Origin of the sequence: Mycobacterium helveticum (assembly GCF_007714205.1) — a bacterium.
GTDB lineage: Bacteria > Actinomycetota > Actinomycetes > Mycobacteriales > Mycobacteriaceae > Mycobacterium > Mycobacterium helveticum.
Genome location: NZ_VMQU01000019.1, coordinates 1 through 22,974 on the forward strand (window position 1 = coordinate 1; position 22,974 = coordinate 22,974).

The 22,974-nt window shown below is 71.7% G+C and carries 16 protein-coding genes and 1 pseudogene; 9 read left to right on the top strand and 8 right to left on the bottom strand.

The genetic code is table 11. The annotated features are described in order from the left end of the window. Positions 1–262, top strand: a 262-nt coding sequence (locus FPZ47_RS06590) for a tRNA (cytidine(34)-2'-O)-methyltransferase (protein ID WP_282593864.1), incomplete at its 5' end; no start/stop codon positions are given. 19 nt (positions 263–281) lie between these two features. Here the strand turns inward: FPZ47_RS06590 and FPZ47_RS06595 are convergent. Together FPZ47_RS06595 and FPZ47_RS06600 are read right to left on the bottom strand one after the other, a co-directional pair. Then, positions 282–929 (bottom strand): nitroreductase family protein, encoded by a 648-nt coding sequence (locus FPZ47_RS06595; RefSeq protein ID WP_144950023.1) that lies wholly within the window; start codon positions 927–929, stop codon positions 282–284. A 102-nt stretch (positions 930–1,031) separates the two neighbouring features. Beyond that, positions 1,032–4,343, bottom strand: coding sequence for an error-prone DNA polymerase (locus FPZ47_RS06600; protein WP_144950021.1), 3,312 nt, complete (start codon positions 4,341–4,343; stop codon positions 1,032–1,034). A 423-nt stretch (positions 4,344–4,766) separates the two neighbouring features. Here FPZ47_RS06600 and otsB point away from each other — a divergent pair, with 423 nt between their 5' ends. Continuing rightward, on the top strand, positions 4,767–5,999 hold the full coding sequence (gene otsB / locus FPZ47_RS06605; protein ID WP_144950019.1) for a trehalose-phosphatase: 1,233 nt from the start codon (positions 4,767–4,769) through the stop codon (positions 5,997–5,999). Between the two features lie 194 nt (positions 6,000–6,193). On the opposite strand, the gene FPZ47_RS06610 is transcribed toward otsB, so the two are convergent. Continuing rightward, positions 6,194–7,066: a MaoC/PaaZ C-terminal domain-containing protein gene (locus FPZ47_RS06610; RefSeq protein ID WP_144950017.1), complete on the bottom strand. Its 873-nt coding sequence runs from the start codon at positions 7,064–7,066 to the stop codon at positions 6,194–6,196. Between the two features lie 83 nt (positions 7,067–7,149). On the opposite strand from FPZ47_RS06610, the gene FPZ47_RS06615 reads away from it, so the two are divergent. From FPZ47_RS06615 to FPZ47_RS06630, 4 genes and pseudogenes are all read left to right on the top strand, one after another. Further along, positions 7,150–7,851 (top strand): histidine phosphatase family protein, encoded by a 702-nt coding sequence (locus tag FPZ47_RS06615; protein WP_144950015.1) that lies wholly within the window; start codon positions 7,150–7,152, stop codon positions 7,849–7,851. A gap of 58 nt (positions 7,852–7,909) precedes the next feature. Further along, on the top strand, positions 7,910–9,892 hold the full coding sequence (locus FPZ47_RS06620; RefSeq protein ID WP_144950013.1) for an SDR family oxidoreductase: 1,983 nt from the start codon (positions 7,910–7,912) through the stop codon (positions 9,890–9,892). Positions 9,893–9,976: 84 nt separating this feature from the next. Beyond that, positions 9,977–10,999, top strand: coding sequence for a nucleoside hydrolase (locus tag FPZ47_RS06625; RefSeq protein WP_144950011.1), 1,023 nt, complete (start codon positions 9,977–9,979; stop codon positions 10,997–10,999). 111 nt (positions 11,000–11,110) lie between these two features. Then, positions 11,111–11,311, top strand: a pseudogene (locus FPZ47_RS06630) (lactate 2-monooxygenase); the annotation flags it as partial. Positions 11,312–11,361: 50 nt separating this feature from the next. Here FPZ47_RS06630 and FPZ47_RS06635 read toward each other — a convergent pair. The 4 genes from FPZ47_RS06635 to guaA all read right to left on the bottom strand — a co-directional run bounded on the left by FPZ47_RS06635 (position 11,362) and on the right by guaA (position 16,912). Continuing rightward, entirely contained in the window at positions 11,362–12,912 is a 1,551-nt protein-coding gene (locus FPZ47_RS06635) for a DNA polymerase Y family protein (protein ID WP_144950041.1), read from the bottom strand. 38 nt (positions 12,913–12,950) lie between these two features. Beyond that, positions 12,951–13,640 (bottom strand): hypothetical protein, encoded by a 690-nt coding sequence (locus FPZ47_RS06640; RefSeq protein WP_144950009.1) that lies wholly within the window; start codon positions 13,638–13,640, stop codon positions 12,951–12,953. 161 nt (positions 13,641–13,801) lie between these two features. Further along, positions 13,802–14,746, bottom strand: coding sequence for an LLM class flavin-dependent oxidoreductase (locus FPZ47_RS06645; protein WP_144950007.1), 945 nt, complete (start codon positions 14,744–14,746; stop codon positions 13,802–13,804). A 597-nt stretch (positions 14,747–15,343) separates the two neighbouring features. Next, the gene (gene guaA, locus FPZ47_RS06650) at positions 15,344–16,912 is read right to left on the bottom strand and encodes a glutamine-hydrolyzing GMP synthase (protein WP_210419846.1); all 1,569 of its coding nucleotides are present in this window, start codon (positions 16,910–16,912) and stop codon (positions 15,344–15,346) included. 78 nt (positions 16,913–16,990) lie between these two features. Between guaA and FPZ47_RS06655 the strand changes: the two genes are divergently transcribed. From FPZ47_RS06655 to FPZ47_RS06665, 3 genes are all read left to right on the top strand, one after another. Beyond that, on the top strand, positions 16,991–17,809 hold the full coding sequence (locus FPZ47_RS06655) for a beta-phosphoglucomutase family hydrolase (RefSeq protein WP_144950004.1): 819 nt from the start codon (positions 16,991–16,993) through the stop codon (positions 17,807–17,809). Further along, the gene (locus tag FPZ47_RS06660; protein WP_144950002.1) at positions 17,806–20,172 is read left to right on the top strand and encodes a glycoside hydrolase family 65 protein; all 2,367 of its coding nucleotides are present in this window, start codon (positions 17,806–17,808) and stop codon (positions 20,170–20,172) included. The genes FPZ47_RS06655 and FPZ47_RS06660 overlap by 4 nt, the downstream gene beginning before the upstream one ends. 112 nt (positions 20,173–20,284) lie before the next feature. After that, positions 20,285–21,187: a TauD/TfdA dioxygenase family protein gene (locus FPZ47_RS06665; RefSeq protein ID WP_144950000.1), complete on the top strand. Its 903-nt coding sequence runs from the start codon at positions 20,285–20,287 to the stop codon at positions 21,185–21,187. Between the two features lie 7 nt (positions 21,188–21,194). Here the strand turns inward: FPZ47_RS06665 and FPZ47_RS06670 are convergent, their stop codons facing one another. Further along, positions 21,195–22,940 (bottom strand): GMC family oxidoreductase, encoded by a 1,746-nt coding sequence (locus tag FPZ47_RS06670; RefSeq protein ID WP_144949997.1) that lies wholly within the window; start codon positions 22,938–22,940, stop codon positions 21,195–21,197. Positions 22,941–22,974 lie beyond the last annotated feature (34 nt).

A 22,974-nucleotide genomic window follows, 5' to 3' on the forward strand; every position in this document is an offset into this window, starting at 1 on the left:
CGCGCTGATGCCGGCCCGGGTGTTCGCGTTCACCGCGGCGGCCCCCACCGCGTTCGCCGACGTCGGGTACCGGGCCGGGGACGTCCTGATGTTCGGGCCCGAACCCACCGGGCTGGACGCGGCGACCCTGGCCGACGCGCACATCACCGCGCAGGTGCGGATCCCCATGCTGGCGGGCCGGCGCTCGCTGAACCTGTCCAACGCCGCGGCGGTCGCCGCGTACGAGGCGTGGCGCCAGCACGGCTACTTCGGGGCCGTGTAGCCGGCAATCAGACTCTGACCTACCAGGTGTCCCAGTGGGTGACCTGGTCGGCGGGCAGCCGCTTGGCGGGCCGGAAGTCGGTGCCCTTGGTGTAGGCGATCGGGAACAGTCCGCCCTGGCTGTACCTGTCGTGCGGGATGCCGAGCACCTCGGCGGCCCGCTTGTCGCCGTCGTTGATCAGGTGCAGCGTCGTCCAGCAGGTGCCCAGGCCCCGCGAGCGCAGCGCCAGGCAGAAGCTCCACGCGGCGGGGAACAGCGACGCCCAGAACGACGCGCTCAGCCCCAGCGGCGCCTTGTCCACCTTGCCCTCCAGGCAGGGGATCAGCAGCACCGGCGCGTCGTGCATGTGCTCGGCGAGGTACCAGGCCGAATCCTTGACCTTGTCCATCCGCTCGCCGCGGGTGTCGCCCTCCGGGTACTGCGCCGCGGGCAGGCTGAGGTAGTCGCGAGCGTTGGCGAGGTAGATGTCGGCGATCGCCTTGCGCTTGCCGGCGTCCTCCACGAACACCCACTGCCAGCCCTGCGCGTTGGAGCCGGTGGGCGCCTGCAGCGCCAGTTCGAGGCATTCCATCAGCACCTCGTGGGACACCGGCTTGTCGAAGTCGAGGCGTTTGCGGACCGAGCGGGTCGTGGTGAGAAGTTCGTCGACGGACAGATTCAGGGTCATGATGCGGACCCTACCTCCGGGGTCGCGCCCCCCGGCGAGGGTGCGTGTCCGTACGCGACACGCCGTGGATCGGCGTCGTTTTGTGCACGTTCGCGGCGGGCCTCAGCGGAAGTCGCGGGACCTCGAGCCGACGGCCAGGGTGATGCGGCCCAGCCGCTCGGCGACGACGGTGATCGCGCCGCCGGCGTTCTGCAGCTGCCCGCGCACCAGCAGCGCCGGCGCGGTGTTCGCCAGCTTGCGGTGCCGCGCCCACACCCCCGGCGTGCAGAGCACGTTGACCATCCCGGTCTCGTCCTCGAGGTTGAGGAAGGTCACCCCCTGGGCCGTGCCGGGGCGCTGCCGGTGGGTGACCGCCCCGGCGATCAGCACCCGGTCGCCGTCGGGCACCGATCCCAGCTTCCCGGCGGGCAGCACACCCAGCGCGTCCAGGTCTTCCCGCAGGAACTGCGTCGGGTAGCTGTCCGGGGAGACGCCGGTGGCCCACACGTCGGCGGCGGCCAGCTCCGGCTCGCTCATCCCCGGCAGCGCCGGGACGTGTGAGCTCGACCCCACGCCGGGCAGCCGGTCCGGACGCTGGGTGGCCGCGGCCCCGGCCGCCCACAGGCCCTCGCGCCGCGACATGCCGAAGCAGCCAAAAGCCCCGGCCGTCGCCAGCGCCTCGGCCTGCGGCACGCTCAACTGCAGCCGGGTGGTCAGGTCCAGCAGGGAAGCGTAGGGGCCGTGGGCTTTTCGCTCCTGCACCAACCGCTCCGCGAGGCCGTCGCCGATGTGGCGGACCGCACCCAGCCCGAGCCGGACGGCGTTTCCCGCATCTTCCAGGGTGGCGTGCGCCAAGCTGGCGTTGACGTCCGGGCCGTGCACCGCCACGCCGTGCCGGCGCGCGTCGGCCACCAGCGACTGCGGCGAATAGAAACCCATCGGCTGGGCACGCAGCAGCGCCGCGCAGAACGCCGCCGGGTGGTGCAGCTTGAACCACGACGAGTAGAACACCAGCGACGCGAAACTCAGCGCGTGGCTTTCCGGGAAGCCGAAATTGGCGAAGGCCTCCAGCTTTTCGTAGATCCGGTCGATCACCTCGTCTCCGGCGCCGTGCAGCGCACGCATGCCGTCGTAGAAGCGGTCGCGCAGCCGCCGCATGCGCTCGGTCGAGCGCTTGGAGCCCATGGCGCGCCGCAGCTGGTCTGCCTCCGCGGCCGAAAAGCCGGCGCAGTCCACCGCGAGCTGCATCAGCTGCTCCTGGAACAGCGGCACCCCCAGCGTCTTTCGCAGCGCCGACGCCATGGACGGGTGGTCGTAGACGACCGGGTCGATGCCGTTGCGCCGCCGGATGTAGGGGTGCACCGACCCGCCCTGGATGGGGCCGGGACGGATCAGCGCGACCTCCACCACCAGGTCGTAGAAGATGCGCGGCTTCAGCCGCGGCAGCGTGGCCATCTGCGCGCGCGACTCCACCTGGAAAACGCCGACCGAGTCGGCGCGCGCCAGCATCTCGTACACCGCCGGCTCGGACAGGTCCAGCCGGGCCAGGTCCACCTCGATGCCCTTGTGCTCGGCCACCAGGTCGATGGCGTAGTGCAGCGCGCTGAGCATGCCCAGCCCGAGCAGGTCGAACTTCACCAAACCGATTGCTGCGCAGTCGTCTTTGTCCCATTGCAGGACGCTGCGGCCCGCCATGCGCGCCCACTCGACCGGGCACACGTCGGCGATCGGGCGGTCGCAGATCACCATGCCCCCGGAGTGGATGCCCATGTGTCGCGGCAGGTTGCGGATCTGGTTGGCCAGATCGATGACCTGCTCGGGAATGCCCTGGATATCCGGCGAGTCCGCCAGCCCGTTCCAGTGGCCGATCTGCTTGCTCCAGGCGTCCTGCTGGCCCTGCGAGAAACCCAGCGCGCGGGCCATGTCGCGCACCGCGATGCGGCCCCGGTAGGTGATGACGTTGGCGACCTGGGCGGCGTAGTCGCGGCCGTATTTGTCGTAGACGTACTGGATGACCTTTTCGCGCCGGTCGGATTCGATGTCCATGTCGATGTCGGGCGGCCCGTCGCGGGCCGGCGACAGGAAACGCTCGAACAGCAGCTCGTTGGCCACCGGGTCGACCGCGGTGACGCCCAGGGCATAACAGACCGCGGAGTTGGCCGCCGATCCCCTGCCCTGGCACAGAATGTTGTTCGCCCGGCAGAACCGGGTGATGTCGTGCACCACCAGGAAATAGCCCGGAAACTGCAGCCGGGAAATGATTTTCAGCTCGTGCTCGATCTGGGCGTGGGCGCGCGGCGCCCGGTCGGGCGGCCCGTAGCGGTCGCGCGCCCCCGTCATCGCCAGGTGCCGCAGCCAGCTGTCCTCGGTGTGCCCGTCGGGCACGTCGAACGGCGGCAGCCGCGGGGCGATCAGCGCCAGCCCGAACGCGCACCGCTCGCCGAGTTCGGCGGCCGCGCGCACCACCTCGGGGCACCACGCGAACAGCCGGGCCATCTCCTCGCCGGAGCGCAGGTGCGCACCGCCCAGCGGGGCCAGCCACCCGGCGGCGGCGTCCAGGGACCGCCGGGCCCGGATCGCCCCCATCGCCATCGCCAGCCGGCCGCGCGACGGATGGGCGAAATGCGCCCCGGTGGTGGCGACGACGCCGACACCGAAGCGGGGCGCGAGGGCGGCCAGCGCGGCGTTGCGTTCGTCGTCGAGCGGGTGACCGTGATGGGTCAGCTCGACGCTCACCCGGTCCGCGCCGAACCGGTCCACCAGGTCGGCCAGCGCCCGCCCCGCGGCGTCCGGGCCTCCCGATGAAAGGGCTTGACGCACATGTCCTTTGCGGCATCCGGTCAGGATGTGCCAGTGCCCGCCGGCGGCCTGCGTCAGCGCGTCGAGGTCGTAGCGCGGCTTGCCCTTCTCGCCGCCGGCCAGGTGCGCGGCGGCCAGCTGCCGCGACAGCCGCCGGTAGCCTTCCGGGCCGCGGGCCAGCACCAGCAGGTGCGGGCCGGGCGGATCCGGCGCCTCGGTGCGGGCGCCGACCCCAATGTCGCCGCCTTCGCGACTCTGACGCCCCAGCGACAGCTCGGCCCCGAACACGGTGCGGATGTCGAGTTCGGCAGCGGCCTCGGCGAACCGCACCGCGCCGTACAGGCCGTCGTGGTCGGTCAGCGCGAGGGCGCGCAGGCCCAGCCGGGCGGCCTCCTCGACCAGCTCCTCCGGGGTGCCGGCCCCGTCTAAGAAGCTGAACGCCGAATGCGCGTGCAACTCGGCGTACGGGACCGGCGAGCGGACCCTCCGGCCGCCATCGGGAGCCTGGTAGGTCGCACGCCTGCTCGACAGGGGGCCCTCCTGGTCGGGCCGCGACGGCGCACCACCGTGGCGCGGTTTGCTGTCGAGCACCCGCTCCATCTCCGCCCAGCTCGGCGGCCCGTTAAACCAGCCCATACCAGCCCACGCGCATCAGCGTATCGAAAGTATGTTCGATACACTGATGCGCGTGGTGACCCGGTGCGCCGACTCCGCACCCTGCACAACCGGCGCAAAGCCGGGCAGCCCGGTCGCGGTCTCGTCGATTCGACACTGAAACACCTGCCAACTCTGTTGCGGGGCAATCTCTTACAACTCCTGAACCGGCTCCCCCCAGGCGACCTGGTGACGATGGCGACCTGGTGACGATGGCGACCAGCCTCCCCGGCCCACGGCTGCCGGGCCGGACGGTGGAGCGCCTGCTGCCGATCCCCCGACGGCCGCGCGGCTGAGCACCCGGTGCTCGGCTCCGGCGACGGGCTCGTCTTCGGCATCACCGCCGGCGCAAGCGCGGCACCGGCCCGGCTGCAATGGCACCGGCCACCATGAGAAGGTTGGGTCGTGCGCACGCCGGAGCCGGTCGTCATCGACCCACGCCGCCATGACGCCGTGTTGTTCGGCCTCGACACGGTGACCGATGCCGGGGGCGACGCGCTGGAATCCGCGGTGACGGTGGTGCGCCGGTTGCGGGACGTCGGACTCGGCAGCGCCGTCTTCGCGCCCGACGACCGCCCTGACACGCCGGCGGATCTGTTCGGCGCACGGGCCGACGGCCCGGCCGCGGCGGCCGACCGCCTGCGGGTGCGGCCGGGCCGGTGCGTCGTCGTCGCGAGCGACGTCGCCGGGGTCACGGCCGCGCGCGGCAGCGGTTTCGCGTTGATCGTCGGCGTGGTCACGGGAGAAGACGGGGTGGGGCGGCGCGGCGCGCTGGACGAGGCCGGCGCCGACGCGGTGGTGGCCGACGTGGGTGAGCTCACGGTACGGACCGGGGACCACCGGATGTCGCAGCTTCCCGACGCGGCGCAGGCCCTGGACCCGCCGTCGAACCCGGCGGTGTTCTACGACTTCGACGGCACCCTGTCGGACATCGTCGACGACCCGGACGCGGCCCGGCCCGTCGCGGGGGCGACCGCGGCGCTGCAGAGGTTGGCCGCTCAGTGCCCGGTCGCCGTCCTGTCCGGCCGCGACCTGGCCGACGTGACACGCCGTGTCGGCGTGCCCGGAATCTGGTACGCCGGCAGCCACGGGTTCGAGCTGACCGCGCCCGACGGGACACACCACCAGAACGACGCCGCGGCCGCGGCCATCCCCGTGCTGACCGAAGCGGCCGGCGAGCTGCGCTGGCGGCTCGGGTCGATTCCCGGGGTCATGGTGGAGCACAAGCGATTCGGCGTCGCCGTGCACTACCGCAACGCCCCGCGTGACCGCGTCGGCGAGGTGGCGGCAGCGGTGCGCGGCGCCGGCCGGCACAGCGCGCTGCGGGTGACCACGGGCCGCGAAGTCATCGAGTTGCGCCCCGACATCGACTGGGACAAGGGCAAGACGCTGCGCTGGGTCCTCGAGCACCTGCACCGGGCCGGCTCGGGCGCGCTGACGCCGATCTATGTGGGCGACGACATCACCGACGAGGACGCGTTCGACGCGGTGCGCGACGGCGGCGTGCCCATCCTCGTGCGGCACGACGAGGACGGTGACCGCGCCACCGCCGCGCTGTTCGGGCTGGACAGCCCCGCCCAGGTGAGCGAGTTCTCCGACCGGCTGGCGCGCCGGTTAAGTGACGCCCGCGCGAATTAGCTTGTGATCGTTGGTCATCCCCGCATACCGCCCCTGATATCTGCGTGAAATGTCATTCGTGTCGGCGGTTCCGGTTTGGCCCGTGCGGCCAGGCACACCAGGCCCGCACCGCGCGGGCGTCGACGGGACGGCGACCAACCCGCATGGGCGGACCGGCTGTTCGGCACTGCCGGCGCCCACACTCGAACGGGACACTAGCCCTGCACGTACTCCACCGCGCCGTCGTCCAGCGCTACCCGGACGTCGGAACCGTCCGGCGCGGACACCTCGGTGCGGAACACCGCCCTGCCCGGTTCGGTGCGCCAGATCAGCGTCGTCAGCGTCTCGCCGGGGAACACCGGCGAGGTGAACCGCGCGTCGATCGCGGTGATGTTGGCGGCCACGCCGTTGCCGAGCTCGGCGACCAGCGCGCGGCCGGCCACCCCGTAGCTGCACAGGCCGTGCAGGATCGGCTTGGGGAACCCGGCCAGCTCCCTGGCGAACCAGGGGTCGCTGTGCAGCGGGTTGCGGTCCCCGGAGAGCCGGTAGATCAGCGCCTGGTCCTCGCGGGTGGGCAGCGCGATGCGCGCGTCGGGTTCGCGGTCGGGAATCTCCGGGGCCACCGGCCGCTGACCGGGCTGTCCGCCGAACCCGCCCGCCTGGCGGATGACCAGCGTGGTCAGCGTCTCGGCGATCAGCTCGCCCGATGCGGGGTCGGTGCCGCGGCCGCGCAGCACGACGATGGCGTTCTTGCCCTCGCCCTTGTCCTGGATGTCGGCGACCTCGGAGACCACCGACAGCTTGCCCGCGGGCGGCAGGGGCGCATGCAGCCGGATGCCCTGCGAGCCGTGCAGCAGCAGGGCGGGGTTGAACGTCCCGATCTTGCCCGCCGCCGCGAAGGCCGGGGAGCAGATGACCGCGTAGGTGGGCAGCACCTGCTGGGTGATGTCGTGGCTGTTCTCGGTGGTGAACGACAGGTCGTCGAGGCCGGCGCCGACGCCGAGCGCATACAACATCGTGTCCCGGTCGGTCCAGGCGAACTCCATCGGTTCGGTCACCGCGCCGACGGCACTCGGGTCAATCGCCATGAGAGGGTCTCCTTTCGAGGATTTCTGCACCCAACCATCCCAAACCCTTCCCCCCGACGGCGTCGGCAGGGCAGGCTATCGCCATGTCCACGCGCACCAAGATCTGGAAGCCGGTGGCCGTCCTTGCCGCGGCGGTTGTCGTCGGGGCCTGCGGCGGTGGCGCCCCGCAGGCACGCAGCATCACCCTGACCTTCGTCCGCAACGCGCAGTCCCAGGCCGAGGCCGACGGGCTGATCGACACCTCGATCCCGGGCCCCGGCCTGAGCCCCGACGGCACGGGGCAGGCCCAGCAGGTCACGCACGCCCATCACGACTTCGACGCCGTCTACGCCTCCGACATGGCCGATGCACAGCAGACCGCCGCGCCACTGGCCGGCGAGATGGGCAAGCAGGTCGAGGTCCTCGACGGGCTGCGGCCGATCAACGCCGGCTGGTACAACGGCAAACCCGAGACGATGGCCGCCGCGACGTACCTGCTGGCGCCGGCGGACTGGCTCAACGGGGACCGGCAGGACAGCGTCCCGGGTTCGACCAGCGGCAGCGAGTTCAACTCCCGGTTCGCCGCCGCCGTCCGCAAGATCTACAACGACGGCCACGCCAAACCCGTCGCCGTCACCCAGGGGACGGCGATCATGGTGTGGACGCTGATGAACGCCAAGAACGGCAAGAACAGCCTGCTGACCAACCATCCCCTGCCCAACGTCGGCCGCGTGGTGCTCACCGGCAACCCGGTCACGGGCTGGACGCTGGTCGACTGGGACGGCATCCGCAACTTCGCCAACTGATCACCAGATTCACGCAGGCACGGTTGACGGGTGCGGCGGCGACCCGCACGATGGCTGCATGCGGTATGTCGTTACCGGCGGTACCGGGTTCATCGGTCGCCGCATCGTCTCTCGCCTCCTCGACCACCGGCCCGACGCCCAGGTCTGGGTGCTGGTCCGCCGCCGGTCGCTCGGCCGCTTCGAACGCCTGGCCGCCGAGTGGGGTGAGCGGGCCCGGCCGCTGGTCGGCGAACTCCCCGACCCGGCGCTGACCGAGCAGACCCTGCAAGACCTCGGCGAGGTCGACCACGTCGTGCACTGCGCGGCGATCTACGACATCACCGCCGGGGCGGCCGAACAACGGGCCGCGAACGTCGAGGGCACCCGCGCGGTCATCGACCTGGCGCTGCGGCTGGACGCCACGTTGCACCACGTGTCGTCGATCGCCGTGGCGGGCAACTTCGCCGGCGCGTACACCGAGGACGACTTCGACGTGGGCCAGCGGCTGCCGACCGCCTACCACCAGACCAAGTTCGAGGCCGAGTCGCTGGTGCGTTCGGCGCCCGGGCTGCGCCACCGCATCTACCGCCCGGCGGTGGTGGTCGGCGATTCGCGCACCGGCGAGATGGACAAGGTCGACGGGCCCTACTACTTCTTCGGCGTGCTGGCCAAGCTGGCTGTGTTGCCCACGCTGACCCCCATGCTGCTGCCCGACACCGGGCGCACCAACATCGTCCCCGTCGACTACGTCGCCGACGCGCTGGTCGCGCTCCTGCACGCCGACGGTCGCGATGGCCAGACGTTCCACTTGACCGCTCCGAAAAACATTGGCCTGCAAGGTATCTACCGCGGCCTCGCCAAGACGGCCGGGCTGCCGCCGGCGCGCGGGTCGCTGCCCGGCTCGCTGGCCGCGCCGCTGCTGAAGGCGCGCGGACGCGCCCGGGTGCTGCGCGACATGGCGGCCACCCAGCTCGGGATCCCCGCCGAGATCTTCGACGTGGTCGACCTCAAGCCCACGTTGGTCAGCGAGCAGACCCGGAAAGCCTTGCACGGCAGCGGGATCACGGTTCCCGAGTTTGCCGCTTACGCGCCGAAGCTGTGGCGGTACTGGGCCGAACACCTCGATCCCGACCGCGCCCGCCGCGACCACCCGCAAGGACCCTTGCACGGCCGCCACGTCATCATCACCGGGGCCTCCAGCGGCATCGGGCGGGCGTCGGCCGTCGCCGTCGCCCGGCGCGGGGCGACGGTGTTCGCGCTGGCCCGCAGCGGCGACGCGCTCGACGAGCTGGTCGCCGAGATCCGCGCCGACGGCGGTGACGCGCACGCCTTCCCCTGCGACGTCACCGACTCCGCGTCGGTGGAGCACACCGTCAAAGACATCCTCGGCCGCTTCGACCACGTCGACTACCTGGTGAACAACGCCGGCCGCTCGATCCGCCGCTCGGTGGTCAATTCCACCGACCGGCTGCACGACTACGAACGGGTGATGGCGGTCAACTACTTCGGTGCGGTGCGCATGGTGCTGGCGTTGCTGCCGCACTGGCGCGAACGCCGGTTCGGCCACGTCGTCAACGTCTCCAGCGCCGGTGTGCAGGCCCGCAACCCCAAGTACAGCTCGTACCTGCCGACGAAGGCGGCGCTGGACGCGTTCGCCGACGTCGTCGCCTCCGAGACGCTGTCGGACCACATCACGTTCACCAACATCCACATGCCGCTGGTGGCCACCCCGATGATCGTGCCGTCGCACCGGCTCAATCCGGTGCCGCCGATCAGCCCCGAGCGCGCGGCCGCGATGGTGATACGCGGTCTGGTGGAGAAGCCGGCGCGCATCGATCCCCCGCTGGGCACCCTCGCCGAGGCCGGCCACTACTTCGCGCCGCGGCTGTCGCGGCGGCTCCTGCACCAGCTCTACCTGGGCTACCCCGATTCGGCGGCGGCGCGCGGGCTGCCCACCGTCCCTGCCGCGCCCCGGCCGCCCGAACGTCGGCCCCGGCACCCCGCTCGCGGCCTCCGGCCGGTCAGGCGGCTGGTGCGGCTGATGCCCGGGGTGCACTGGTAGGGCGGTTTCCGTTCAGCCGCAGGCGATTGCGGCATCCCTGCCCACCATCCCGGTGGCCGTGAGCGTCCCGGTAGTCTTGCGACGGTGACCCCGGTATTCGTCGACGTCGACACCGGTGTCGACGACGCGCTGGCGTTGCTGTATCTGCTGGGCAGCCCCGGCGCCAACCTGGTCGGCATCGCCTCGACCGGCGGAAACGTTGGGGTGGAACAGGTTTGCGAGAACAACCTGGGCCTGCTCGAGCTGTGCCGGATCAGCGGGGTGCCCGTCTCCAAGGGATCCGGCGACACCCTGACCGGACCGATGCGGCCGCCCTCGAAGGTGCACGGTCCCCGGGGGCTGGGGTACGCCGACCTGCCGCCGAGCGCCCTGGAGCTCACCGGCCACGACTCCGCGACGGCGTGGGTGCGCGCGGCGCACGCCTTCCCCGGTGAGCTGATCGGCGTGGCGACCGGCCCATTGACGAACCTGGCGCTGGCGCTGCGCGCCGAGCCCGCGCTGCCGACGCTGCTGCGCCGGCTGGTGATCATGGGCGGCTCCTACGACCACCGCGGCAACGTCACCCCGGTGGCGGAATGGAACATGAGCGTGGACCCGGAGGCCGCCGCCGAGGTGCTCACGGCGTGGGGTGGCCCGCGGGGGCCGCTGCCGCTCCTGTGCGGGCTGGACCTGACCCGCACCGTGGCGATGACGCCCGACCACCTCGCCAGGCTGGCGGCCGCCGCGGGGTCGACATCAGCCTCGACCACGCCGATGAGCGCGAACGACGAACGCGGCACCCGGTCGACGGCGTCCAATCCGTTGATCCGGGTGATCGAGGACGCGATGCGGTTCTACCTGGAGGCCTACCACGACAACGGGCACGGGTTCGAGGCCCATCTGCACGACCCGCTGGCCGCCGCGGCGGCGCTCGAGCCCGAACTCGTCACGGCGCGCCCGGCGACGGTGGACGTCGAGCTCACGGGCGCCCACACCCGCGGCATGACGGTGACCGACTGGTCGGGACGCCGAGAACCCAACGCGCTCATCGGTGTTGAGGTTGACCCGGCGGCGTTCTTCGACAGGTTCATCGAACGGGTGGGGACGTTCGCGCGTCGGTTGGCCTGAGGAACCGTGAGGGTTCGCCGGATGGAGATCGTTCGCGTCACCCTGGACACCCGGGTCACCGGGTGGCGCCCGCCGGCGGGAACTACCCTCAGGTGCCCGGCGGGCGCCAAGCTGCCGCTGATGATCAAGGGCATCTGCCACTCCGACGACGCGCGGCGCGCCAGGGAGATCGGCGTCGACGACATCATCAAGGCCGGCGCGATGGGGGCCACCGCGGCGGGAATCGGCCGGCCCTACGCCTGCGCCCCGGCCCTCGGCGCTGTCGACGGCGTCGTGCACGCGCCGCGCTCGCCGGTGGCCGAGGCGGGCCTGCAGAAACGTGGCGCCGCAACGGATAACTCTGACTACGTTGACACCCAATTTCATTCGTAACTCCCCTCGAGGTACCAGCGCCGCCTGCGATAGCACAGCAGCAGCGCCCGGTTGCTTTCCAGCAGCACCTGCGCACGGGCGGTGCGGTTCCCCGCCCCGGCGGGGAACCGGTCGGGGTCCCACCACCGCTCGTCGACCGGCCACGGGCCGGCCCACCAGCACAGCCGCTCGTCGGCGCCACCGGCGATCATTCGCGCGGGGTCGGCGGAGAACAGCCCCCGGCCGGTCACCCGCACCGGATTCCCCTGGCCGTCAAGCAGTTCCACCGGCTCGTCGAGCAACACCGACGGCGACGGCTCGGGCAGCCGACCGGGCCACGGCGGGCCGGGGTCGGCGCGCGGCACCGGTTCGTCGCCCAGCGGGACCAACGTGATGCGTTCGGCCGGCCCGCGGCCACCGGACAGCACCGGCACCCGCACCGCCTCGGGACCCAGCAGACCCTGCACCCGCACCAGCGCCCGGCGGGCCCGCAGCCGGTCCTCCTCGCCCGGGCCGCCCCACAGCGGCAATTGCAGCGCCTCGGCGGACACCACCTCCACGGCCCGCAGCCGCAGCAGCGTCACCGGGGCCGTCGGGCGGGCCCGGGCATTCCGGGTGCTCAGCCACCCGTCGAGCTGCCAGCGCACCCGGTCGGCAGTGGCGTCCTCGGTCAACGGCTCGGCGCACCGCCAGACCCGGCTGCGCTCCTCGCCGCACGCGGTGACGGCGTGGATGGCCAGCCGGGTGCATCCCACCCCGGCGGCCATCAGCTGCTGATGCAGCGCGCCCGCCAGCGATCGGCCGGCGAACGCCGCGGCATCGACCCGGTCGATCGGCGGATCGCAGTCCAGCACGGCCTCGAGCTCCGGCGGTGGCTCCCGTCCGGACGGCCCCCGCTCGGGCTCGCCGCGGGCGAACCGGTGCGCGGTGACCCCGTCGGCGCCGAACCGGGACGCCACGTCGGGGCGGGGCAGCGCGGCGAACTGCCCGATGGTGCGAATCCCCATCCGCCACAACAGGTCCGCCAGCTCCGCCCGGCCCGGCCCGGCCAGGCTCGGCTCGGCGGCGAGCTGGCGGATCGACAGCGCCGACAGGAATTTCGCGTCGCTCCCGGCCTGGACGACCCGGCCCGCGCGCGCGGCGAAGACCGCGGTGGACAGCTGGTCGGCGATCCCGGCCTGACACTCGGCACCGGCCACTGAACTCACAGCCACCGCGTCGATCAGCCGCTCGGCGGCTTGTTGCTCGGACCCGAAATAGCGGGCGGCCCCGCGCACCGGCAGCACCAGGAGCCCGGGACGCAGCACCTCGGCGCGGGGCACCAGATCGTCCACCGCCGCGATCACCGCTTCGAAGAGACGGGCGTCGCGGTCGGCGTCGGCGGTCGCCACGTGCAGCTGCGGGCAGCGGGCCGCCGCCTCCCGGCGGCGCAGCCCCCTGCGCACCCCCGCCGCGCGAGCGGCCGCCGAGCAGGCGATCACCCGGTTGGCCAGGGTGACCGCGACCGGGGCCGTCGCGGACAGGTCCGCCGCCACCGCCGCCGCGACCGCGGGCCAGTCCATGCACCAGATCGCCAGCACCCGGGAAGAAGCCACCGGAATCACCCCGTTCGCGCCCGGCCGACCGTCCGGCCCGCACACACCCCGCCGACCTGCAGCCGTACCCCGCCGATGCGCCCGAGGCCCGGCCGGCCCCCGGCCGTCAGCTCGTAACCGCAGACCCGGGCCGCAAGCCGGGTCGGTGCCCCTTGCCACTCGCCGTCGGTGACCAGCAGGGTGCAGCCCTTGTTGCGGGCGCGCGCCACCACCGCCCGCGCCCGCGTCTGCGGCACCCGTCGCCCGCCCAGGCCGAGCACCACCAGGTCCATGCCGTCCACGAGCACCGCGGCCACCTCCACCGGATCGGTTCCGGGATCGGGTATCACCGCGATCCGGCTCAGGTCCGCGCCCATCTCCACGGCGGCCAGCAGCCCGATGTCGGGCTGGCCGACGATGGCCGCGTTGCCCCCGCCCGCCGTGACCGCGGCCACCACGCCCAGCAGCAGCGACCGCGCCCCCGACAGCACCGCCACCGTCCCCCGCGGCAACGCCACCGGCAGCGAATCCGCCAGCCACTGCGGGAGCGCCAGCCGGGATCCCGACTCGGGCAGCGGGTCGTCGGCGACGGCTTTCCCGGACGCCTTCCCGGACAACGACGCCTTCCCGGACAACACAGCCATCCGCCGGCGAAGCGATTCGAGCTGCTCGGCGCGGTTTTCCCGACGCCGATCGGAGGCGAAAGCCGGTGTCATACCCGTTCCCTATATTCGAAAGTATGTTCGATCATCGCGAGTAAACACCCACCCTCCGACAACCGTCAAGCAACGTGAGAGGCGGCTTTATGCGCTCGGTGCCGGTGTGGCTGATGGTGCTTTTGAGCCGCGTTTTCGCGGGGTCCCGGTGGCCGACCCGGTCAGAGCGCGCCGATCACCCGCGTCGCCAGCAGTTCCAGCGTCGGGTCACTGCCGCGATCGTGGGTGAACAGCACGATCTGCCCGAAGCCCAGCTCCTCCAGCTCTTTGATCCGGTCCACGATCTGCGGCGCCGTGCCGATAAGGCCGCCCTCGTGCAACCCGAACGCCGATGCGCTGAAACGCTTTTCGGCCACAGCGCGGACCTCGGGCAGCGTCGCGTCGTCGGGCGCGAGCGCCATGACCGCCTCGACCGACAACACGATGTCGGCCGGGTCGCGTCCGATGTCGGCGCAGCAGGCGCGCAGCACGTCGCGTTTGCGTTCCAGCTCGGCCAGCGCATAAGTGGGCACGTTCCACACGTCGGCGTACCGGGCGACCAGCGGCAGCGTGAACCTCTCCCCCACGCCGCCGACGACGATCGGCGGGCGCGGCTTCTGCACCGCCCCGGGGACGATCGGCATGTCCTCGACCGCGTAGTGTCTGCCCGCGAAGTCGACCCGCTCGTCGGCGAACGCCTGCGTGAGGATCTCGAGCGCCTCGCCGAGCCGCTCGGAACGGTCGCGGAAAGTGCCCCACGGCAAGCCCATTCGCAGATGCTCGTCGGGGATGGAACCGCTGCCGAGCCCGAGTTCGAGCCGGCCGCCCGAGATCTGGTCGAGCGTGGTGGCCATCTTGGCCAGTACCGCGGGGTGGCGGAACTGGTTGCACAGCACCATGTGCCCGACGCGAAGCCGTTCGGTGCGGGCCAGCAGCGCGGTCGCCAGCGTCCAGGCCTCCAGCGACGGAATCGTCGGTGCGCCGGGCCCGTACATGTGGTCGTACAGCCACACCGAGCCGATGCCGAGCTCCTCGCAGCGCAGCGCGCGGTGCAGCACGTCGGAATACGTGAACCCCATCTGCGGCACGTAGACACCGATGTCGAGTGTGGTGTCGAGCGTGGTCATGGCTTCACCTTTCCGCACCCGGTCGCGTCACGTCTCAGCGGGTATCCCCCGCTGCAGAACCGCATCCCCGGCGACGGATGCAATCCTCACGCGGAGGCGGGCGCACCGCAGGCCCGGTCGGCCCGGGGCCCGCCGTGACAGCGGTGGCGGCGCGCCCACCGCGCCCCCATGCCGCGCCACACCTGCGCAACGACGTTGCCGAGCATGAACGTGCGCGGCGCCCTCGAGCGCTGCGTGATGGTGAGCAGCGCGTACAGACCCCGGCAGCAAGTACATCGCCGACAACGTCGCGTCCACCGACGCGTCGACGGCACCGGAAGCCTTCGCAGCCTCGATCTGCCCGACGGGCACCACGACGATCCCGCGGTCGCTGCACTCGTCGCCGGCTGGCCGAATCGGCGAGAAATGCACGGCGAGAACGTCTTTGAACAGCCCAGCCGCCGCTCGGCGGCGACCACCACCCGGACCACCCCGGCCGGCGCGTCGGGCAGCGTGGGTGAGCCCGCGGCGGAAGTAGCAGGCGCCGCGCGCCGCGCCAGGTCTCGACGGCGGCCGTGCGCGGGTGGGATCGGATGCCCGCGCGGGTATCCCAGCGGGCTATTCCCACTCGATCGTGCCGGGCGGTTTGCTCGTGATGTCGAGCACCACGCGGTTGACCTCGGCCACCTCGTTGGTGATGCGGGTCGAGATGCGCTCCAGCACGTCGTAGGGCACCCGGGTCCAGTCGGCGGTCATGGCGTCCTCGCTGGACACCGGCCGCAGCACGATCGGGTGCCCGTAGGTGCGGTTGTCGCCCTGCACCCCGACCGAACGGACGTCACCCAACAACACCACCGGGCACTGCCAGATCTGGTTGTCCAGGCCGGCCGCAGTCAGCTCCTCACGCGCGATCGAGTCGGCGCGCCGCAACGTCTCCAGCCGCGCCTCGGTCACCTCGCCGACGATCCGGATGCCCAGCCCCGGACCCGGAAACGGTTGGCGCGCCACAATTTCCTCCGGCAGGCCCAGCTCGCGCCCCACCGCCCGCACCTCGTCTTTGAACAGCAGCCGCAGCGGCTCGACGAGCGTGAACTTCAGGTCGCCGGGCAGGCCGCCGACGTTGTGGTGGCTCTTGATGTTGGCGGTGCCACTGCCCCCACCGGACTCCACCACGTCGGGATACAGCGTGCCCTGCACCAGGAAGTCGACCCGCGAGTCGGTATCGCCCACGATGTCGCGCACCGCGCCCTCGAACGCCCGGATGAACTGGCGGCCGATGATCTTGCGTTTGCCCTCGGGATTGTGCACGCCCGTCAGCGCGGCCAGGAAGGTGTCCGCCGCGTCGACGGTGACCAGGTTGGCGCCGGTGGCGGCGACAAAATCGCGCTGCACCTGCTCGCGCTCCCCGGCGCGCAACAGCCCGTGGTCGACGAACACGCAGGTCAGCCGTTCGCCGATGGCGCGCTGCACGAGCGCGGCGGCCACGGCGGAGTCGACGCCGCCGGACAGCCCGCAGATCGCCCGGCCGTCACCGATCTGGGCGCGCACCTGCTCGACCAGCGCACCGGCGATGTTGGCGGGCGTCCAGTCCGCGCCGGCCCCGGCGAAGTCGTGCAGGAACCGGCTGAGCACCCGCTGCCCATGCGGGCTGTGCATCACCTCCGGGTGGTACTGCACCCCGGCCAGGCGCCGCTCGACGTTCTCGAAGGCTGCCACCGGGGCGCCCGGACTGCTGGCCACCACCTCGAACCCGTCCGGCGCGGCCGTGACCGCGTCGCCATGGCTCATCCACACCGGCTGGGTCGCGGGCAGGCCGGAATGGAGTTGGCCGCCGGTCACTTTCAGCTCGGTGCGGCCGTACTCGCTGGTGCCGGTATGGGCTACGGTCCCGCCGAGGGCCTGCGCCATGGCCTGGAACCCGTAGCAGATGCCGAACACCGGCACACCCAGGTCGAACAGCGCGGGGTCGATCTGCGGCGCGTCTTCGCTGTAGACGCTGGCCGGCCCGCCGGACAGCACCAGCGCCAGCGGGTGGCGCGCCCTGATCTCCTCGAGCGCGGCGGTGTGGGGGACGACCTCGGAAAAGACCCGCGCCTCGCGAACCCGGCGGGCGATCAACTGCGCGTACTGCGCACCGAAGTCGACCACCAGCACCGGCCGCGGCGCCCCATCACCAGGTTTCGTCACGCCGCAAAGTTTAGTGGGCGCCGGTCGGGCGACCGGTGCGCCACCGTGCCGCGCCGCGCCGGGTCACCCGGTGGCGGCATGGGGGTGAGGCATGGTGGAGTGGGTAGGGCCCAACCGGTCCCCGACACCAGGAGAGTGAGGTCCGCCGTGCGCCCAGGGCTCGGCCTGCCAGAGAAGGTCCATGCCTGCCTGTTCGACCTGGACGGTGTGCTCACCGATACCGCCAGCGTCCACACCAAGGCCTGGAAGACCACGTTCGACGCCTTCCTGTCGCAGCGGGCCGAGCGCACGGGCGAGAAGTTCGTGCCCTTCGACCCGGATGCCGACTACCGGCGCTACGTGGACGGCAAGAAGCGCGAGGACGGGGTCCGGTCGTTCCTCGAGAGCCGCAAGATCGCGCTGCCCGACGGCGGTCCCGACGATCCCGACGACGCCGACACGGTGTACGGCCTGGGCCACCGCAAGAACGCGATGTTCGAGAAGGTCCTGCACGAGGACGGCGTCACGGTGTTCGACGGGTCGCGGCGCTACCTGGAGGCGGTCTCAGCCGCGGGGCTGGGCATCGCCGTGGTGTCCGCCAGCGCCAATGCCCACGACGTCCTGCAGATCGGCGGCCTGGATCGGTTCGTCCAGAAGCGGGTCGACGGTGTCACGCTGCGCGAGGAGCACCTCGCCGGCAAGCCCGCCCCGGACTCGTTCCTGCGCGCGGCCCAGCTGCTCGGTGTGGAGCCCCAGGCGGCGGCGGTGTTCGAGGACGCGCTGTCGGGCGTGGCGGCCGGCCGGGCCGGTGATTTCGGCTACGTGGTGGGTGTCGACCGGCTGGGCCAGGCCGACGACCTGCGCAGCAACGGCGCCGACGTCGTGGTCACCGATCTCGGCGATCTGCTGCGATCATGATCACCGACGAATCGTTCCCGGTCGAGCCGTGGCAGGTCCGCGAGACCCGGCTCGACCTGGACCTGCTGGCCCAGTCCGAGTCGTTGTTCACCCTGTCCAACGGGCACGTCGGGTTGCGCGGCAACCTCGACGAGGGCGAGCCGTACGGCCTGCCGGGCACCTACCTGAACTCGTTCTACGAAGTGCGGCCGCTGCCCTACGCCGAGGCCGGGTACGGGTATCCGGAGGCCGGCCAGACGCTCGTCGACGTCACCAACGGCAAGATCTTCCGGCTCCTGGTCGAGGACGAGCCGTTCGACGTCCGCTACGGCGCCCTGCTCTCCCACGAGCGGACCCTCGACCTGCGCGCCGGGACGCTGTGCCGGACGGCGCACTGGCGCTCCCCCGCGGGCAAGCAGATCAAGCTGGTGTCCACCCGGCTGGTGTCGCTGACACAGCGCGGCGTGGCGGCCGTCGAGTACACCATCGAGGCCGTCGAGGAGTTCGTGCGGGTGACGGTCCAGTCGGAGCTGGTGACCAACGAGGACCTACCGGAGACCTCGGGTGACCCGCGGGTGTCGGCGATCCTGGACCAGCCGCTCGAGGCCGTCGAACACGAGAACACCGAGTGCGGGGCGCTGCTCATGCACCGGACCCGCTCGAGCGCCCTGATGATGGCCGCCGCGATGGATCACGAGGTCGAGGTTCCCGGGCGGGTCGAGATCAGCACCGACGCGCGTCCCGACCTGGCCCGGACCACCATCATCTGCGGGCTGCGCCCCGGGCAGAAGCTGCGGATCGTCAAATACCTGGCGTACGGCTGGTCGAGGTTGCGTTCCCGCCCGGCTCTGCGCGACCAAGTGGCCGCCGCGCTGCACAGCGCCCGCTACAGCGGGTGGCAGGGGCTGCTGGATTCGCAGCGGTCCTACCTCGACGAGTTCTGGGACAACGCCGACGTCGAGGTCGAGGGCGACCCCGAGTCCCAGCAGGCGGTCCGGTTCGGCCTCTTCCACCTGCTGCAGGCCAGCGCCCGCGCCGAACGGCGGGCGATCCCGGCCAAGGGGCTCACCGGGACGGGTTATGACGGCCACGCCTTCTGGGACACCGAGAGCTACGTGCTGCCGGTGCTCACCTACACCGCCCCCCACGCGGTCGCCGACGCGCTGCGCTGGCGGGCGTCGACGCTGAGGTACGCCAAGGAGCGGGCCACCGAGCTGGGCCTGCGCGGGGCGAGCTTCCCGTGGCGGACCATCCGCGGGCAGGAATGCTCGGGGTACTGGCCGGCCGGCACGGCGGCCTTCCACATCAACGCCGACATCGCCATGGCCTTCGAGCGCTACCGCATCGTCACCGGGGACGAGTCGCTGGAAAAGGAGTGCGGCCTGACGGTGCTCGTCGAGACCGCGCGGCTGTGGCTCTCCCTCGGCCATCACGACCGGCACGGCGTCTGGCATCTCGACGGGGTGACCGGTCCCGACGAGTACACGGCGATCGTCCGCGACAACGTGTTCACGAACCTGATGGCGGCGCACAACCTGGTCACCGCCGCCGAGGCCTGCAACCGCCATCCCGAGGAGGCCGACGCGCTGGGGGTGACCACCGAGGAGACGGCCGCCTGGCGCGACGCCGCCGACGCGATCAACATCCCCTACGACGACGAACTGGGCGTGCACCAGCAGTGCGAGGGTTTCACCACCTTCGCCGAGTGGGACTTCGAGGCCAACACGACCTACCCGCTCCTGCTGCACTACCCCTACGTGCGGCTCTACCCCGCCCAGGTGATCAAGCAGGCCGACCTGGTGCTGGCCATGCAGTTGCGCAGCCACGCGTTCACGCCCGAGCAGAAGGCCCGCAACGTCGACTACTACGAGCGGCGCACGGTGCGCGACTCGTCGCTGTCGGCGTGCACCCAGGCGGTGCTGTGCGCCGAGGTCGGGCACCTGGACCTGGCCCACGACTACGCCTACGAGGCCGCGCTGATCGACCTGCGCGACCTGCACCACAACACCCGCGACGGGCTGCACATGGCCTCGCTGGCCGGCGCCTGGACGGCGCTGGTCGTGGGGTTCGGCGGCCTGCGCGACGACGCGGGCGTCGTGTCGCTGGATCCGCAACTGCCCGACGGCATCACCCGGCTGCGGTTCCGGCTGCGCTGGCGGGATTTCCGGCTGACCGTCGACGTCAACCACGCCCACGTCACGTACACGGTGCACGACGGGCCCGGCAGCGAGCTGACCATCCGGCACGCCGGCGAGGAGGTCACCCTGAGCACCGACGCGCCCAAGACGATCGCGGTGCGGACCCGTAAACCCCTGCTGCCGCGGCCGCCGCAACCGCCGGGCCGCGAGCCCATGCACCGCCGCGCGCTGTCGCGGGCCACGTAGCGAGCAGGAAGCGCCCCCAGCCACTGTTGCCCGGCCGACGTTCGGTAGCTACACTAAACTTCATGGTTGTAGTCAGCTGACTACAACCGGACTTCGGCCAAGGACGACAGCAATGACAGACCAGGTAGCCGTCACGAAACTGGGCAGCCGCATCGGTGCGCGGGTCGACGGGGTGCGCCTCGGCGGGGACCTCGACCCCGGCGCGGTCGACGCGATCCACTGCGCCCTGCTGACCCACAAGGTGATCTTCTTCCGCGGCCAGCACCACCTCGACGACGCGGCGCAGCTCGCGTTCGCCGGGCTGCTGGGCACGCCGATCGGTCACCCCGCGGCCTCGGTCCTGGCCGACAAGGACACGCCGGTCATCACGCCGATCAACTCCGAGTACGGCAAGGCCACCCGCTGGCACACCGACGTCACCTTCGCCGCCAACTACCCCGCAGCCTCGATCCTGCGCGCGGTCACCCTGCCCGCCTACGGCGGCTCCACCCTGTGGGCCTCCACCGCGGCCGCCTACGAGCAGCTGCCCGAGCCGCTGCGGTGCCTTGTCGAGAACCTGTGGGCGCTGCACACCAACCGCTACGACTACGTCACCGCCGAGGCCCAGGCGTCCATGACCGACGCGCAGCGGGCGTTCCGGCAGGCCTTCGAGAAGCGCGACTTCCGGACCGAGCACCCCGTGGTGCGCGTGCACCCGGAGACCGGCGAGCGCGCGCTGTTGGCCGGGGACTTCGTGCGCGGCTTCGTCGGGCTGGACGGCTACGAATCCGGCGCGCTGCTGGAACTGCTGCAGCGGCGGATAACGTTGCCCGAGAACACAATTCGCTGGAACTGGGAGGCAGGCGACGTCGCCATCTGGGACAACCGCGCCACCCAGCACCGGGCGATCGACGACTACGACAACCAGCCGCGCCTGATGCACCGGGTCACGCTGATGGGCGATGTCCCCGTCAACGTGCACGGGGAACGCAGCCGGGTGGTCAGCGGCGCACCGCTGGAGGCGATCGCGAGCTGACGCGCCCTCAGCCGGCCGAGCCGACCGGGTCTTCCCGACCGGTGGCCCCCCAGCGCAGCGCGCCCGGCGCGTCGGCCGGCACCACCGGGTGCTCCGGCGGGATCGGGTCCAGCCGGCGGTAGGTGTCGCCCTGCAGCGGTCGCTGGTCGTTCTCCCCCTTGTTCGGCCACAGCGAGGCGGCCCGCTCGGCCTGCGCGGTGATGGACAGCGACGGGTTGACGCCCAGGTTCGCCGAGATGGCGGCGCCGTCCACCACATACAGCGTCGGGTAGCCGTACACCCGGTGGTAGGGGTCGATGACGCCGTGAGCGGGACTGTCGCTGATCGCCGCGCCGCCCAAAAAGTGCGCGGTCAGCGGGATGTTGAACAGTTCGCCCCAGGTGCCGCCGGCCACGCCGTCGACCTTGGCGGCGATGCGGCGCGTCACCTCGTTGCCGACCGGGTTCCAGGCGGGGTTGGGATCGCCGTGCCCCTGCTTGCTGGTGTACCAGCGGATCCCCAGCTTGCCGCGCTTGGTGTAGGTGGTGATCGAGTTGTCCAGGTGCTGCATCACCAGGGCGATCAGCGTGCGCTCGCTCCATTGATGGACGTTGAGCATGCGCAGCATGCGGCGCGGGTTTTCACCGGCCTGCTGCAGCAGCTGCTTGTAGCGCGGCACGTCGGTGCCGCCGGGTCCGGTGCCGTCGGTCATCAGGGTCTGCAGCAACCCCATGGCGTTGGAGCCCTTGCCGTAGCGGCACGGTTCGACGTGGGTGTCGGGCGTCGGGTGGATCGACGACGTGATCGCCACCCCGTGGGTCAGGTCGAGGGCGGGATCGACCTCGAGCTTCCCGGCGCCGACGATCGACTCGGAGTTGGTCCGGGTCAGCACGCCGAGCCGCTGGGACAGGCGGGGCAGCCTGCCCTTGTCCCGCATCGCGAACAGCAGATGCTGGGTGCCCCAGGTCCCGGCGGCCAGGATCAGGTACGAGGCGGTGAAGGTGCGCCTGTCCCGGCGCAGCCAGCTGCCGGTGCGCACGGTGCGGACCTCCCACAGTCCGTCGGGGCGCTGCTGGAAACCCTTGACCGTCGTCATCGGATGCACCTGCGCCCCCGCGGATTCCGCGAGGCCCAGGTAGTTCTTCAGCAGCGTGTTCTTGGCGCCGAAGCGGCAGCCCGTCATGCACGCGCCGCACTCCAGGCAGCCGGTGCGCTCCGGGCCGGCACCACCGAAGTACGGATCCGGGACGGTCCGTCCCGGCGCTTTGGTGCCGTCGGGACCGAAGAACACCCCGACGGGGGTCGACACGAACGTGTCGCCGCAGCCCATGTCGTCGGCCACCTCTTTGAGCACCCGGTCGGCGTCGGTGAAGGTCGGGTTCGTCACCACGCCCAGCATCCGCTGCGCCTGGTCGTAGTGCGGCATCAGCTCGTCGCGCCAGTCGGTGATGTGCGACCACTGCCGGTCGGCGAAGAACGGCTCCGGCGGCACGTAGAGGGTGTTGGCGTAGTTCAGCGACCCGCCGCCCACCCCGGCGCCGGCCAGGATCAGCACGTTGCGCAGCGGGTGGATGCGCTGAATCCCGTAGCAGCCCAGCCTCGGCGCCCACAGGAACTTGCGCAGGTCCCAGGACGTCGCGGCGAACTCCTCGTCTGAGAAGCGGCGCCCGGCCTCCAACACCCCCACCCGGTAGCCCTTTTCGGTCAGTCGCAGCGCGCTGACGCTGCCACCGAAACCCGAGCCGATGATCAGCACGTCGTAGTCCGGCTTCATCGGACCAGTATCGCCTACCGACGGGTTGGGTGGG

Bases quoted from the DNA above. Each gene is read 5' to 3' on its own strand.
- FPZ47_RS06670 (WP_144949997.1), bottom strand. From the start codon at position 22,940: ATGAAGCCGGACTACGACGTGCTGATCATCGGCTCGGGTTTCGGTGGC.
- FPZ47_RS06665 (WP_144950000.1), top strand. From the start codon at position 20,285: ATGACAGACCAGGTAGCCGTCACGAAACTGGGCAGCCGCATCGGTGCG.
- FPZ47_RS06610 (WP_144950017.1), bottom strand. From the start codon at position 7,066: ATGGCGATTGACCCGAGTGCCGTCGGCGCGGTGACCGAACCGATGGAG.
- FPZ47_RS06600 (WP_144950021.1), bottom strand. From the start codon at position 4,343: ATGGGCTGGTTTAACGGGCCGCCGAGCTGGGCGGAGATGGAGCGGGTG.
- FPZ47_RS06595 (WP_144950023.1), bottom strand. From the start codon at position 929: ATGACCCTGAATCTGTCCGTCGACGAACTTCTCACCACGACCCGCTCG.
- FPZ47_RS06640 (WP_144950009.1), bottom strand. From the start codon at position 13,640: ATGACACCGGCTTTCGCCTCCGATCGGCGTCGGGAAAACCGCGCCGAG.
- FPZ47_RS06620 (WP_144950013.1), top strand. From the start codon at position 7,910: ATGCGGTATGTCGTTACCGGCGGTACCGGGTTCATCGGTCGCCGCATC.
- FPZ47_RS06615 (WP_144950015.1), top strand. From the start codon at position 7,150: ATGTCCACGCGCACCAAGATCTGGAAGCCGGTGGCCGTCCTTGCCGCG.
- FPZ47_RS06635 (WP_144950041.1), bottom strand. From the start codon at position 12,912: ATGGACTGGCCCGCGGTCGCGGCGGCGGTGGCGGCGGACCTGTCCGCG.
- FPZ47_RS06660 (WP_144950002.1), top strand. From the start codon at position 17,806: ATGATCACCGACGAATCGTTCCCGGTCGAGCCGTGGCAGGTCCGCGAG.
- FPZ47_RS06645 (WP_144950007.1), bottom strand. From the start codon at position 14,746: ATGACCACGCTCGACACCACACTCGACATCGGTGTCTACGTGCCGCAG.
- FPZ47_RS06655 (WP_144950004.1), top strand. From the start codon at position 16,991: ATGGGGGTGAGGCATGGTGGAGTGGGTAGGGCCCAACCGGTCCCCGAC.